General features: G+C 60.1%; 9 protein-coding genes. All 9 read right to left on the bottom strand.

Annotated features, from left to right (window positions below; all coding sequences use genetic code 11):
* Nucleotides 1-19 precede the first annotated feature (19 nt).
* Nucleotides 20-487, bottom strand: a complete 468-nt coding sequence (locus Q0G85_RS07480; protein ID WP_297156267.1) for a tRNA (cytidine(34)-2'-O)-methyltransferase — start codon at nucleotides 485-487, stop codon at nucleotides 20-22.
* 188 nt (nucleotides 488-675) lie between these two features.
* Nucleotides 676-2766 (bottom strand): ribosomal protection-like ABC-F family protein, encoded by a 2091-nt coding sequence (abc-f, locus tag Q0G85_RS07475; RefSeq protein ID WP_297156265.1) that lies wholly within the window; start codon nucleotides 2764-2766, stop codon nucleotides 676-678.
* Between the two features lie 742 nt (nucleotides 2767-3508).
* Nucleotides 3509-4906: an MFS transporter gene (locus tag Q0G85_RS07470; RefSeq protein ID WP_297156263.1), complete on the bottom strand. Its 1398-nt coding sequence runs from the start codon at nucleotides 4904-4906 to the stop codon at nucleotides 3509-3511.
* A 313-nt stretch (nucleotides 4907-5219) separates the two neighbouring features.
* Nucleotides 5220-5621, bottom strand: coding sequence for a pyridoxamine 5'-phosphate oxidase family protein (locus Q0G85_RS07465; protein ID WP_297156261.1), 402 nt, complete (start codon nucleotides 5619-5621; stop codon nucleotides 5220-5222).
* A gap of 96 nt (nucleotides 5622-5717) precedes the next feature.
* The gene (locus Q0G85_RS07460) at nucleotides 5718-7250 is read right to left on the bottom strand and encodes a hypothetical protein (RefSeq protein WP_297156259.1); all 1533 of its coding nucleotides are present in this window, start codon (nucleotides 7248-7250) and stop codon (nucleotides 5718-5720) included.
* 305 nt (nucleotides 7251-7555) lie between these two features.
* The gene (locus Q0G85_RS07455) at nucleotides 7556-8875 is read right to left on the bottom strand and encodes a GntP family permease (protein WP_297156257.1); all 1320 of its coding nucleotides are present in this window, start codon (nucleotides 8873-8875) and stop codon (nucleotides 7556-7558) included.
* A gap of 160 nt (nucleotides 8876-9035) precedes the next feature.
* The gene (locus tag Q0G85_RS07450) at nucleotides 9036-9779 is read right to left on the bottom strand and encodes a 4Fe-4S dicluster domain-containing protein (RefSeq protein ID WP_297156255.1); all 744 of its coding nucleotides are present in this window, start codon (nucleotides 9777-9779) and stop codon (nucleotides 9036-9038) included.
* A gap of 4 nt (nucleotides 9780-9783) precedes the next feature.
* Nucleotides 9784-12375, bottom strand: a complete 2592-nt coding sequence (locus Q0G85_RS07445; RefSeq protein WP_297156253.1) for a molybdopterin-dependent oxidoreductase — start codon at nucleotides 12373-12375, stop codon at nucleotides 9784-9786.
* Between the two features lie 386 nt (nucleotides 12376-12761).
* Nucleotides 12762-13685 (bottom strand): LysR family transcriptional regulator, encoded by a 924-nt coding sequence (locus tag Q0G85_RS07440; protein WP_297156251.1) that lies wholly within the window; start codon nucleotides 13683-13685, stop codon nucleotides 12762-12764.
* Nucleotides 13686-13876: the final 191 nt, after the last annotated feature.

Genomic DNA, 13876 nt, shown 5'->3' with positions numbered 1-13876 from the left:
TGCTGCTGATTAATAAGGCTTAGCTCACGTTCGGCCAGGATTGTTGACGGAGGGCTTCGTAGGTTGCGATGGCCACGGCGTTCGAGAGGTTCAAGCTGCGCTCGTTCTCGCGCATGGGGATGCGGACGCACGCATCGAGATAGCGTTCGATCACGGCCTCGTCAAGCCCTCGACTCTCACGCCCGAACAGGAGAAACGCACCCTCACCGTAGGCCACATCGGCATAGTTGCGCTCCACGTGTCCTGTGAACAGGTGCAGCTCGTCTTCCCCATGCACCTCGAAGAACGCCTCCGCGCAGGGCCACTGCACGATTTCGACATCGTCCCAGTAGTCGCAGCCCGCACGCTGCAGGTTGCGCTGCGTCAGGCGGAAGCCCATCGGCTCTACCAGATGCAGCACCGAGCCCGTGCACGCGCACGTGCGGGCAACGTTGCCCGTGTTCTGGGGGATCTCGGGTTCAACAAGCACAATGTTCAGGGGTTTCATCTCTGCCTCTTATTCCTTGCAACGTAAGCAATCCTTAACGCGGGGGCTGGATTCCGCGCCGGCTCCATGCTCAAACAGTCCTGAGCTCGCACGAACAGCCCACTGGGCTGTTCGGCTCGTGCGGAACTGCGCGTGGAGCCGGCCCGAAACCCAGCGAGTCAATTGCAAGCAACGAAACAACGCTCGAATCACGCTTGCGCTTTCTGCTTCTCCATCTCGGCCTCGAGCTCTTCGTTCAGCACGAACCACTCTTCTTCCGCCGCCGCGATGCGCTTTTTAAGCTGGGCATGCTCGGCGATGGCATCCGACGACGCATCCTCGTTGATGTAGAAGTCGGGGTCGGCCATAAGCTCGAGCAGCTCCGCCATGCGCGCATTGTCGCGTTCCATCTGCTTGTCAAGCTCGGCGATGCGCTTGCGATGGCCTTTGAGCGCCGCGTAGGCACGGTTGCGCGCCTCGGCCTCGCGGCGTTTCTGCTCCTTCGTCTTCGGAGCACTGCCGCGCGGAGCCGTGAGCTGGGTCTTTGAGCCCGAAGGCGCACTGGCGCCAGCCGTGTTGCCCGACCCGGTCTTGCCCGACGCCGGAGCCTTCCCCGCCGCCTTCATCGCGCTTGCGGCCTTGCCGCCCGAGCCTCCCATAACCTCATCGACGAGCGACGATTCCTTCGGAGCCTCGCCATCGAGCTGGCCGCTCTTGAACAGGTAGTAGTCATAATCGCCCGCATAGTTGGTGACGCGTCCGTCCTTCACTTCCACGATGCGATTCGCAACGCCCCTGATGAGGTGCCTGTCGTGCGTGATGAACAGCACCGTGCCCTCAAACGCGTTCAACGCCTGCTCCAAAATATCGGCGCTCGCGATGTCCAAGTGGTTGGTCGGCTCGTCGAGGCACAGCAGAGGACGCGGCGCCACGAGCATCTTCGCCAGCGCAAGACGGCTCTTCTCGCCACCGGAGAGCACGCTCACGCGCTTGTCGACGTCGTCGCCGTTGAAGAGGAACGCGCCCAAAAGCGTGCGAATCTGGCTGATCGTCCAGCCCGGCGCCACGTGATCGATTTCCTCGAAGACGGTGTTTCCCGAGGTCAATTCTTCAAGCTGATGCTGCGCGTAGTAGGTTTTCGACACATGCGTGCCGTACTTGATCGTACCCGCATCGGGCGCGAGCACCCCGGCGATCATCTTCAGGAGCGTCGACTTGCCGGCGCCATTAGGCCCGACGAGCGCCACCTTCTCGCCGCGGTACATCGTGAAATCCAAGCCGTCGTAGACGTGATGGTCGCCGAAGGACTTCCGCAGGCCACGCGCCTCGACCACCATGTCGCCCGTACGCGGCGGTTGCTTGAAGTTGAAGTGCACCGTCTTCTTTTCCTCGGGGATCTCCACGAGCTCGGCCTTGAGCCGCTCGAGCCTCGCCGCGCGCTCCTGCGCTTGACGTGCCTTTGTCGCCTTGTAGCGGAACTTCTCGACGAACGCCTCGAGGCGCTTCATCTCCTCGATCTGCTTGGTGCGCTCCTGCTTCAGCCGTTCGATACGCTCGGCGCGTTGGCGCAGGTAGGCGGTGTAGTTTCCCTTGTAGAGGTTGACCTGCTGGTTGTCGACTTCGGCCACGCGATCGACCATGTTGTCCATGAACGCGCGGTCGTGGCTGACGACGATGACGGTGCCCGAATAGCTGCGAAGGAAGCTTTCAAGCCACTTCACACTTTCCAAGTCCAGATGGTTCGTCGGCTCGTCGAGCAGAAGCACCTCGGGGTTTCTAATCAGCAGCTTCGCGAGCGCGATGCGCATCTGCCAGCCGCCCGAGAACTCGCTCGTCATGCGGCGCATGTCTTCTTCCTTGAAACCGAGGCCGAACAGCACGCCGCGCACCTTCGCCTCGATGACGTAGCCGCCGAGCCGCTCGAACTCGTCGCGCGCGCGGCCCGCGGCGGCAAGATCGCGCTCGGTGGGGTTTTCCCCGAGCGACTCCTCGAGCGCACGAAGGCGCTTTTCGGCAGCGAGCACTTCCACCTGGGAAGCCATGACCTCGTCGAAGATGGGCTGCTCGTCCATCTCGATCGCCTCCTGCTCGAGATAGCCCACGCGCGCGCCCTTCGCGAACAGGATACGGCCCTCATCGGCACCATCATCGCCGGAGATGATGTTGAGCATGGTGGTTTTGCCAGCACCGTTCGGGCCCACGAGCGCCAAGCGGTCGTATTCTTCGAGTTTGAAAGTAACGTCGTGGAACAGCACGCGGCCGCCGAATGACTTGGAGATATGCTCGAGCTGCAAGATCATAGGTATCGTTCGTCTTTCTAAAATGCCAAAAGTCCAACCTATTTATGATACCCGAGAACGAGCGCGTGCGCCGAGGGAAAGCGCCCCCATACAAAACGAACGCCCGCGAGGTTTTGTGGGCGTTTCTGTGACAGCGAGGGTAAATGCCCAAGAGCGAGCGCCAGCGAACGCTTCATGACGCGCATCCCGTTGAATCTCGCTGCTCTCGACGTCCAGAGGCACAAGCTTGCAGGCACCGCGGCGCGAGAAGCACGCCGACGACGCGCCGCTCCCTCATATGATTCACCTCTCGGGAGGAGTAGCCCGAGTTCGTGGTCAAAATCGCGAGTTGTGCGCGCCCGCTCTTCGCCCGAAGCGCTACTTTCAACTTGATAAGCCTTAGTTTCACCCCATTTGGCTTCAGTTTGGGGTTTTTCTACCTCTAGCTTATCATTCTCGAGTGAAGCAACCGCGCATAACTCGTTCTCTTGACCACCAACTAAGGGTTTTGCTCCAGAAGGCTTCTTCTTTTCCCCTTGCGAGCGTAAAGAGGGCGCTCGGCCTGGACCTTTACGTGCCTCGAGCAGCGTTTTGTCTGCGTCGGTCGCACCCCTGGTACCTCAGCCTTGTCAAGCTGGTCGTCATGGAAGTCAGGGGATTCGACGCGAATGTGCCACCGCGCCGCGAGCGAGCTCGGACGGGTGGCGCCGAAGTATTCCTTGATTTATGGGGAAGGTACGCAGACTTCGCCCGAACGAAGCACTTACAAGTTCGCACTCTTTCCGCTGCGGGGAATCTTCGCGACAACCACGAGAAGGCAGCCAAGCGCAAGCAGCGCCGAGAAACCGAGCGCGGCATGAAAGCCCATAAACTCGCCCGATAGCGGGAAACACCCGATGAGGAATACCATGACTGCTGTTGCAAGGGACGCTGCGATCTGGCGCGACATGATCATCCCTGCCGAGCCGTGCGTCGTCAGTCCCGCCTTTCCCAAAGAGCCCAAACCCCACGACGTTGTGGTGGGAATAAGAGTCGTAAGGCCCACGCAACGCAGCGTTTGGCCCACCGCCATAAGCCACAGCGAAGCATCGCTCGGAACGACTGCGCACATAAGAGCTCCCGCGACAAGGAAACATCCTCCGAATATCGCAACTCTGCGCGCACCGAAGCGATCGGTTGCCATGCCCGCGCCGGGCTCGAACACAAGCGCCGCCAACGCCCCCGGGAACAGGACGAGACCCGCCTCGAAGGCGTTATGCCCACCCGCCTCGATGACGGTGAGCGGAATGACGAGCGTCATTCCCATGAAACAGCCATAGAGCAAACACTGCGCGATGATGCTCACGCGATATTCACTGTATTCGAAAATCCGCAGTTCAAGTAGCGGTTCTGCGATAGAACGCTGGCGCGTTACGAACAACACCACGAACGCGATTCCCGCAAGCACCGGAGCCCACACGAGCGGCTCGGTAAGCCCCATGTTGGCAGCAGCCGTGAAACCGAGCAAAAGCCCACCGAACCCGAAGGTCGAAAGAACGAGCGAAGCAACATCGAGATGGGCGGCGGCATCCTTTACCTCGCGTTCGCGAACAACGACAAGCGCGCAAATGACCAACAAAGCCGATGCGCACGCCAAAATGAGGAACATCGCGCGCCAGCTGAGCGCCGTGCACAGCGCTCCGCCAACAACCGGGCCGATATTGGGCGCGAACCCCAGGGCGATGCCCGCAATCCCCAGCGCCGTCCCGTGACGGTTCTCGGGAAAGCGCGTCATGGCGATCGTCTGCAGCAACGGCATGAGCACGCCAGTGCCGAGTGCCTCGAGCACGCGGCCGATGATGAGCATCGGGAAATTAACCGCGAGGCAGTCGCACAGCGATCCGATGAGGTAAAGGCTGTAAGAATACAGGATGAGGGAGCGTACCGACAGCTTGCGCTGCAAATACGATGCGAGGGGAACCGCTGCGCCCATGCAGAAGATGTAGATTGTCGCGAGCCATTGGCCCCAGCCGATTTCCACCCCCAAGTCATTGAGGACGACGTCGGCCATGGCGTTGAGCGCCGTCTGGGTCATGCCCCCGAGGCCGGTACCCACGACAACAATGGCGAACAGCGCGTAAACGTAGCTTTTGCTCTGATTCATCTTCTGACAGCTTCCCATCTCCCGTTACCTTCGCCCCCGCCTTGCGAGAAAGACGATCTCAAGGCGAGAAGGCGGACGCAAACCGTTTTGCGCACAAGAGGCGATACTAGCGGAGTGCAATCGCGGGACATCTCCGTCACGTGCTGAAAATCGCCGCCATCGCAAGAAGATATGCTCATACCAGAAGAATGAAGCCGCGAGGCGAGCGGTGGCTCGGAGCAGGCTATTTCCCGCCCAAGAGATAACTCGGCCCCAAGGCATTTCGCCCTGGGGCCGAGAAGGCGCACCCCCTGCGCGAAGGTGCGCGATAGTATGTAGCGAGCAGGCCGCGTTACGCGAGCTTCGCGCCGGCGTTGGGGCCGGGCGAGCAGGTGAAGAGCTCGTCAACGTGCACGAGCACGCCGCCTTTTGCCGTGATGGGCGCACCCATCGCCGCGAAGCAGCCGTCCACCCACGCCTTCAATTCCTCGAACTGCTCACCCTCGTTGATGTAGGTCGCGGTGCCGTGAATCTGGTAGGCGCCTTCGTCTCCCCAGAAGGTGATGGCGACCTTCTCGTTCTCCTTCAGGTTCGCAAGCGTCTTGTTGAAGAACTGGTCGGAGATGTAGACCGTCTCGGCATCGATGACTTTCTTCATTCCCATCGGGTCGGCGTTCGGCACGCCATCGGGGGTTGCTGTTGCAAGCACGACATTCTTCATCTGGTTGAACACGTCCTGTACCTCTTTGGGCATAACCGCCATAGCATCCTTCTTTCTCGAGGGGCCAGCAGGACGCGTACGAGTGCGCCCCGCAATCTATGGCCATATGATACCCCCGAACCCGTTTCGCTAAGCAAGCTTTTCGAGCCGCGCCTTCTCGTTTTTGCGCACACGCTCCTTAAAAGCGAGGCTCAAGATCAGGTAGAGTACGACCGTCATGGGGGCGGTGGTGAGGAAGGGAACGGAAACGACACCCGTCGAGTACAGTATCATGTTCGCGACGCTCGTCACGCCCAAGGTGACGACGCCGCGCCAGTTGACAGCCTCGACCGACGACAGGGGCACCCCGCGGCTCCCAATCCCCAGAGGACCGCGAACGATGTAGTAGTCGGTGATGAGGAGCATGCACCACGAGATGGTAAGGATACTACCGAAGCTCATAAAGGCGTTCACCTGGTCCAAGATGTTGCCGAGGATGAAGGCGAGGCCGATGGCGTTGGCGATGACGACGGCAACCGGCCAGGACAGCTTCACGCCGAAAAGCGAGTCGAAGAGGTTCGTCACGGCGTTCGCGCCGCCGATGGAGTTGGATGTTTCAACCTTCATCTGCGAGAGGCAAATGATGGCGAGCCCCACGCCGCCCGCCGCGAGGACGAGCGAGATACCGGGGTTGGTGATGGCGGCGTGCGCGGCACCCGTCGCGTCATATCCCTGCGCCGAGAAGTACTCAACCGCCTGGGAGAAACCGAAGTAGGTAATCAGCGCGCCGAAGAGGTAGGTGATCACAGCGAACAGGCTCCCCACACCAGCGATGGGGATAAGGTCGCTCTCCTTGCGCGCATAACGCGTGAAGTCGGCGGCGAACAGCGCAAGCAGGCCGCTCGTCATGATGGCGTAGTTCACGCCGTAGGCGAAGCCCTGCCCCACTTCCACGCCAGGAATCATCACGCCATGGGTGAGGGCGTCCCCCATCTGGCCGTTCGCCGCGATCAGGTAGACCACGTACCCCATCACGCAGAATAGAGCCACCACGAACGCCGCGTTCATGCGCGCGATCACCTTCGTGCCGAAAAGCGCCATGAAGATCCAGACGCACGAGATGCCGACGAAGAGCACCCAGCGCTCCCAGGTCGCGTTCCACCCGAAAGCGTACAGGATGGCGTTGCCGAGCTGGACCGTGCCCACGGCGAGCACGCCGACAAGCAGGAAGATCCAGATGAGCGACCCGACCGCCGATCCCTTGGTGCCGAAAATATAGAGGCGTGAAGCCACATTGTTGGGCAGCCCTTCGCGGAAGGTTATCTTGCCCACGAGGTAGGTCAGGACGAACGACAGGGCAAACGTGATCGCCATTGCCACGCCGCCGAGCTGGCAGCCCGCGTAGAAGGAAACGATGCCGCCGCCCATGAGCTTCGAGAGCGACGACACGACACCCGAAAGGATGGCCGCGATGTCGGGCCAGGCTAGGCGCGCCGAATCAGGCACGCGCTCGAACAGAGATTCCTTCGAGCCCGAGGAACCCGCCGAGCCCGCCGATGCCGCCGATGCCGTTTTGGCTCCCCTGCCGGCCTCGCCGCTTGGTGCCCTGCCCTTGGCGGGAGCCGCCACCTCAACCGGCGTTTTTCCCTTTGCAGCCAAAGCTGCGCATTCCCCTTCGCTCATGTTTCCCCTTTTCCTTTGCGGCCCGTTTTATTCGGATCCTTGCGAGTTGGTCGAACATCTCAGGGAAGAGGGCTGCCAGGCGGTCCCTTGTTTTGCGAGGGAAAAGGAACCTGATTTTGGAGAGACAGTCTTTCGTGGGGGATAGAAGAGCTGCTATGTGGAGGGGACAGCCCTCTTCCCTGAGAGATGGGCACCTAAGACAAGCGCCCATCGTCAACGAAACCCCTCATCATCCGCCCGCCCGCGAATGAGGAGGGCGATTTGCGGCCGCGCAAATGCCCCGCGACCGCAGCGAGAATCGTGGGTTACGCGATACCCAGATTCGCGAACACGATCATGACGATCAATGCGCACAGACCGGCACCGATGGAGATAGCGGCGATGTGCTTGTAGGAGTTGCCGTGGTTCAGGCCCATAGCAGCCAGCATGCCGAACATAGCGCCGGAGTTCGGCAGCGCGCCGCCGATGGTCGCAGCAGTCGCGATGATCTTCGCGAGAGCGGCGGGGTCGCAGCCGGTGGCCAGGTAAGGCTCGAGGAAGTTCTGCGCGATGATGCCCACAGCGCCAGAACCAGAGCCCATGACGCCACCGAGCACAGCGGCCATGGTAGCGGCGGAAACGTAGGTGCCACCAGGCATGTTGAAGATAGCCTCATAGATGACGGTGAAGCCGACGGATGCCGCAGCAACCGTACCGACGCCGACGGCGGCAGAGGTGAACAGCGCAGGGCCAAGAGCGTTCTTCGCGCCATTGCCCATGGTGTCGCGCTGGCTCGGGATGTACTTGTTGAAAACGATCATGGAAACGATAACGGCGACGATCATGCCGATGTAGACCACGTTGGCCACGCCGAGCTGCGAACCCGCGATGATGATGACGATCAGCAGGATAAGCGGCAGAAGCGACATGAACAGGCTCGGGGTTTCCTTCTGCTCGGCAGCCTCGGAATCTGCAGCGGTGATCTCGTAGGTTTCGCCCTTGGCCTGAGCGCGCTTCAGCGCGAACTTGATGTAGAGGCAGGAGACAACGATTGCGATGACGGAGCCCACGATACCGAGCACGGGAGCTGCGGTCATGGAGACGCCGCACCCGTTAGCGGCGTTGATCCACGCGATGGCGGGAACGCCCGGGATCATTGCCATCGTGAACGAGCAGGCAGCCAAAGACCATGCGGCGCAGAACAGATGCCACGGGATGTTGCATTCCTTGAAGATCGGGCGAGCAAGCGGGATGAGGGCGAACATCGCCACGAACATCGAGATGCCGGCATAGGTGAGAATCGCGCCGACGGCGGCAATCGCTAAAAGGACCAGATACGGGCTTTTGGTGCCGACCTTGCCGACGATAGCCTGCGCGATCGACTTCGCCGCGCCCGACTTGTCGATATACTCGCCCAAAATGGCCGCGCCCACGAAGATGAGCAGGTTCTTCTGAACGAAGCTCGCGAGGCCCGTCACATACGACGACTTCGCGCCGAGCATCGCATCGGCGATGCCCATGCCGTTCGTGACCGCGATGATGACGGCAGTCACGACGGAGGTGATAAGAACATTCCAGCCTTTCATGGCTGCAATGACGAAGAAGACGAGACCGACGATGATGCCGATAACTCCAATCCACTCCATGTTGCTTTCCCCTTTCGTAAAGCAGGTTGATTATCTGCAATGCCGCTGCAGCCAAGCCCGACCGATGGCGGCGGCAAGGCTCAAACGCAGCGACGTGCATTCAAGAAAAATGGCAAGCTCTTCCGCAGGCCCTTTCGATGCCCGCGGAAGCCCCTTTCAACTAAGCCATGTCGTTACGCGTTGCGCGCATGAGCTCGGCGACCGAACCGTGCTTCATCTTGAGCTCGTTGCGACGGATGGCTCCCTCATCAAAGGTCGCAAGGTCCTCGGCGCTCTCGAACATCGTGCCCAAATCGCCACGCTGCTGGTTGAGGCGAATGGCCTCATCGGCGTCGTAAGGCAGAAGCGGCGTCTTCTCGCGCGGGTTCCAGATGATATAGGAAGGCTTAGTTGCCTCCGGGCTCGGCATGCCTGCGCAGTAGCGCACATCGCCGTACTTCTCGACGAGCTCGTCGATCGGACCGAAGTCAAAAGCACGAAGCGGGCAGCTTTGAGTACACGTAGGCTGCTTTCCCTCGGCAAGACGGTCGATGCACATGTCGCACTTGCTCATCTTGCACGTGGGCTCGTCGGTCGCGAAACGGGGCGCACCGTAGGGGCACGCGCTGTAGCACTTGCGGCAACCGGTGCATTTATCCTGGTCAACCAAGACAGCGCCGAATTCGTCTTCCTTATAGATCGCACCGGACTCGCACACCTTCAGACACGCCGGGTCCTCGCAATGAGCGCAGGGGAAAGCGAGCGAGTGCAGGCGGATATTCGGAAACGTCCCCTCTTCCCATTCGTACACCGTCATGAACTTCTCAGCGCCCGGCTCGATGCCGTGCCAATCCTTGCAGGCAATGCTGCATGCCTGGCAGGCGTAGCAGCGGTTCATATCGAACATGAATCCATACTGGGTCATCGTCTTATTCCTTCCCCTCACCGAGCGTGCGACGGAAATCCAACGCCACCTTCGCACCGCGCATGCCGCCGCGTTCGGCCTCGTTGCCGAATCCTTCCGCGTCGCCATCGCGAACCTTCTCCACCTCGACAAGGCCGGCGATGATGAGCGCGCCCAGGATATGCGGCAGGTGCCCGTCGTCGAGCAGGATGTTCGGGGTACCGCGAAGGTCCTCGCCGAACTTGTTGAGCTCAGCGGGCGTGCCGTCGGTCTGGAACCACGCGCCATGGTGCACGGCGGCGGTACCCGGCATCATGCGGTTCGTGACGTAAGCGGTAAGCTCGACCTCGCCGCGATCGGAGTACACACGGCAGATGTCGCCGTCCTTGATGCCGCGCGCCTGCGCATCGACGCCCGAAATCCACACGGCATGGCGATAGCAGTCCTCGCGCATGAGCGGGTTGTTGTCGTTAGAGGAATGCTGACGGTAGATCGAGACGGGCGACACCATCGAAAGCGGGTAATCCTTCACCTTCGGGTTGTAGAAGCCGTCGTTCGAGGCCGATCCGATGTCGCCTTCCACATAGCTCGGGCTCCACACCGGCATCGGGTCGATCTTGCCGCGCCAGCGGGATTCGGTCATGTCGTGGGTCTTCACGTAATTCGACACGAACTCGATCTTGCCGGTCGGGGTTGCAAACGGGCTCTCGCCACGCTCCATCATCGACTTGAACGGGTAGTACGGCACGTCGATCTCCGTGCGCACAACCGGGTTCGCATTGAACTCTTCCCAGGTCGGGCGCTTCTCGTAGCCAAGATAGGCCATGACGGTCTCGTTGTTCGCCCAGTTCTCGAAGGCCTCCTTATAGACTGCTTCCTGCGCATCGACCCAGTGATCGACATCGACATCGAGCATGTGCGGGTTGTACTTGTCGGCTACACCCAGGCGCTTGGCGATTTCTGTCCACACCCATTCCTTCGAGCGAACTTCGCCCGGGAACTCAAGGCCGCGGGCGCAGAACGTGAAGTAGTTGCGCATGCCGTTCGGGCCCGACACGAAGCGCTGATGGCCGTACATGTATTCGTCCATGCCCTCGAGCTGCCAGATGGGAGCAGGCAAGATGATGTCGCACAGCTCTGCGGTGGGCTGGTTCAAGTGCCACTGGAAGCCCCAGTTGAACTCGGTTGCAGCCATGCCCGCGAAACGCTTGTTCACGTTGGAATGGTTGTTGCCGTAGTTGTTCTCGAAGATAATCATCTGGATGTTCGGCAGCGGGCACTCGTTGTTGGGCGAACCGATGCGATGGCGATACTCCGACTCGCTCATGCGGCCTTCCCAGTAATCCTTCTGGCACGCAAGGATCTCGGTGAGGCAGTTGTTGTTGAAGAGCACCGGCACCTTGTAGTCGCCCGGATCGCGATGCCAGTCAGCACGCGGCGCGGGAACGCGGCCGGGCGTGGGCAGGCATGCACCCGTCTGACAACCGCCGGCGCACGCGATGTTGCCCGTCATGGCCTGGAGCAGCATCGATGCTGCGGCGGAATAGTCGCCCATATGACGCTTTGCGCAGGAGTAGAAGTACTGCAGATGGACCGGCTTGGTGGTGCCGTACAGACGCGCGAACTCGCGAATGGTTTCGGCGGGCACCGCGCAGATGGGAGCCGCCCACTCCGGCGTCTTCTTGATGCCGTCGGCGCCCTCGCCCATGCAGTAAGCGCGCCATTCCTCAAAGCCCGCCTTGTCGACCCATTCGTTCACGAACTCGTGGTCGATCAGGTCTTCCTCGTAGAGCACCTGGGCAACTGCGAGCATCATGGCAAGGTCGGTGCCAGGCCGGATGGGAATCCACTGGTCAGCGAGGATTTCAGCGGACTGCGTATAGCGCGGGTCGATGACGATCGTCTTGCAGCCGTACTCGTGAGCGAGCTGCATATAGTAGGACGTCGGGCCGAACCATGCGACGACCGGGTCCATTCCCCACATGATGAAGAGCTTGGAGTTGAAGATGTCGGAGGCCTCGAAACCAGGGAGCGCTTCGGAGAGACCCTTTGCGGTCTTGGAGAGGTCGACACCGAGATGCAGCATCTCACCTGCCGCATGGCCCGACGTGGAATGCTCGCCCCATGCGCCGAAACCTGCCTCCCACCAGGGAGCAAGCGGAAAACCGTTCTTCTCGAAGCTGGGATACTGCGAATGGAAGATACTGTAGGGACCATACTTTCCCTTAATCTCCTTCAGCTTCTCGGCAATCGTATCGAGTGCTTCTTCCCAGGAGATCTGCACGAAGTAGCCCTTGCCAGGGCCCTTTTCGCCCACGCGCTTCATCGGGTGGAGAAGGCGCGTCTCCGCCTCGATTTCCTTCTTCCACGAATGACCCATCGCGCACGGACGCATCTGGACGTTGCCCTTCCAGATGTTCTCCCAACCGCAGTCCTCGCGGCTGTCGTTCGCGTTCACCGAGTCGTCAGGTTCGACGGCGATGAGCTTGTTGTCCTTCACGTGACATTTCAGGATGCACGCCGAATCCCAGCACCCGTTTGCTGGGCACGAAGTGTAGAAGATCCGCTCCCCTTCGCGTCGTTTCCGACTTGCATCGATGATTGCTTGCTTGTCCACCGATTCCTCCTCATGCTTTGACCTCGCGCATGGCCGGGAAAAGGAGTGCCCATTCGCGCTTCCCCCCGGTTGCGCAGCTGTTCGATTCGCCCTCGTCTGCTGCCGCGCGGTCATCCGAAAAGGACCCGTCAGCGGCGTATTTCTGGCGACGAAAGGCAGAATAGTGACCGCTTGCGGCGTTCGAAAGAGGGAAAGAGAGAATCGTAGAAGCGTTTTCTTTCCGCTGCCGTAAAGGTTTCTTGCATGGAAAGAAAGCTATACAGCCGTCGAATGCCCTAGTTGACAGCCTGAATGAGTTAGCTTCGGTAATGTGAGTGCAGCCCTATAAAGAAAATGCCCCCAGATGGAGGCATTTTAGATGCTGAGGGTTCGTGCAAGTCGGCCGCTTACTCGTCCGACTGGAAATACCCTTCTGGAATGTTCTCGCGAATGAAGTCCATGAATTCAAGCGCGAGCGGGGATATGGCGCGCCCTGTTTTCCACGCCATATCGATCGGGTAGCGCAGGGGGTCGGTATCGACTTCGAACCATATGATGCCCTGCTCGAAGCGATATCGGCGGGCAATGCAACGGGGAACGCTCGCCCATCCCAACCCGGCGCGCACACCGTTGATCATGGCCTCGTGCGTATCGAAGCGGGCTACCATGTTGTGATCGCGAAGAGAGACACCGTAGCGGTCGCGGAAATGGCGATTCCCCACCATATGGCGGCCCGAATCCCACTCGTAGATGATCATGGGCCACTCGAGCAGAGTTTTCACCTTCACCGGTTGCGGCGTCGAATTGTAGGGGGGCCTATCGGGCGCACAGAAGAGCAATTGCGAGAACCCTAACGTTTCGCTTGATATGCCGTCTTCAATTGACTCGTTTTCCAGAATGGCGAAATCGATATCGTCATCCTTGAGTTTCTTCATAAGTCCCGGCTCGTAATCGGCATCGAGATGAATAAGCGCATCGGGGTGGATGTCGTGGAACTTTTTCACGAGCGAGGGCAAAAGCGTGACCCCGTCGGCCAAGCTCATGCCCACTTCGATCGTCGAGTCGAAGTTCTCGTCGACAGCAGCGAGCTCTGCCGCCAACGAGTTTTCAAGAGAGGTCATCTTCCGAGCGAACTTGGTAACGATTACACCTGCAGGCGTCGGCACCACGCCTGTTGAGGTGCGCTCGTAGAGCTTCGCTCCAAAACGCGCTTCGATGTTCGCGATTTTCTGCGAGAGGCCGGGCCTTGACATGTAGAGCCTCTCGGCAGCTTGCGACAGACTCTTGGTCTCGGCAACCGTGACCAGAACCTCAATATCGTCTAATTGCATTTTCTCCCCTTTGATGTCAAGGAAACTATGCACTCTTCTCCCCTTTGATGTCAAGGAAACTATGCACTCACGGCTCATTTTCCTTTGCAAACATCCCCCACGGTGTAAAGAAGAGTCTCTATGTTAAACCACCGTTGACATGGGTGTCCCATCGGCGGCCCTCCCGAAAAGCAGGCTCCCCCTATCATGGG

The organism is uncultured Ellagibacter sp., assembly GCF_934617235.1.
Taxonomy (GTDB): domain Bacteria; phylum Actinomycetota; class Coriobacteriia; order Coriobacteriales; family Eggerthellaceae; genus Ellagibacter.
The sequence above is the reverse complement of the archived record's forward strand: the minus strand, read 5'-3'. Positions and strand labels throughout refer to the sequence as shown.

Bases quoted from the DNA above. Each gene is read 5' to 3' on its own strand.
- Q0G85_RS07480 (WP_297156267.1), bottom strand. From the start codon at position 487: ATGAAACCCCTGAACATTGTGCTTGTTGAACCCGAGATCCCCCAGAAC.
- abc-f (WP_297156265.1), bottom strand. From the start codon at position 2,766: ATGATCTTGCAGCTCGAGCATATCTCCAAGTCATTCGGCGGCCGCGTG.
- Q0G85_RS07470 (WP_297156263.1), bottom strand. From the start codon at position 4,906: ATGGGAAGCTGTCAGAAGATGAATCAGAGCAAAAGCTACGTTTACGCG.
- Q0G85_RS07465 (WP_297156261.1), bottom strand. From the start codon at position 5,621: ATGCCCAAAGAGGTACAGGACGTGTTCAACCAGATGAAGAATGTCGTG.
- Q0G85_RS07460 (WP_297156259.1), bottom strand. From the start codon at position 7,250: ATGAGCGAAGGGGAATGCGCAGCTTTGGCTGCAAAGGGAAAAACGCCG.
- Q0G85_RS07455 (WP_297156257.1), bottom strand. From the start codon at position 8,875: ATGGAGTGGATTGGAGTTATCGGCATCATCGTCGGTCTCGTCTTCTTC.
- Q0G85_RS07450 (WP_297156255.1), bottom strand. From the start codon at position 9,779: ATGACCCAGTATGGATTCATGTTCGATATGAACCGCTGCTACGCCTGC.
- Q0G85_RS07440 (WP_297156251.1), bottom strand. From the start codon at position 13,685: ATGCAATTAGACGATATTGAGGTTCTGGTCACGGTTGCCGAGACCAAG.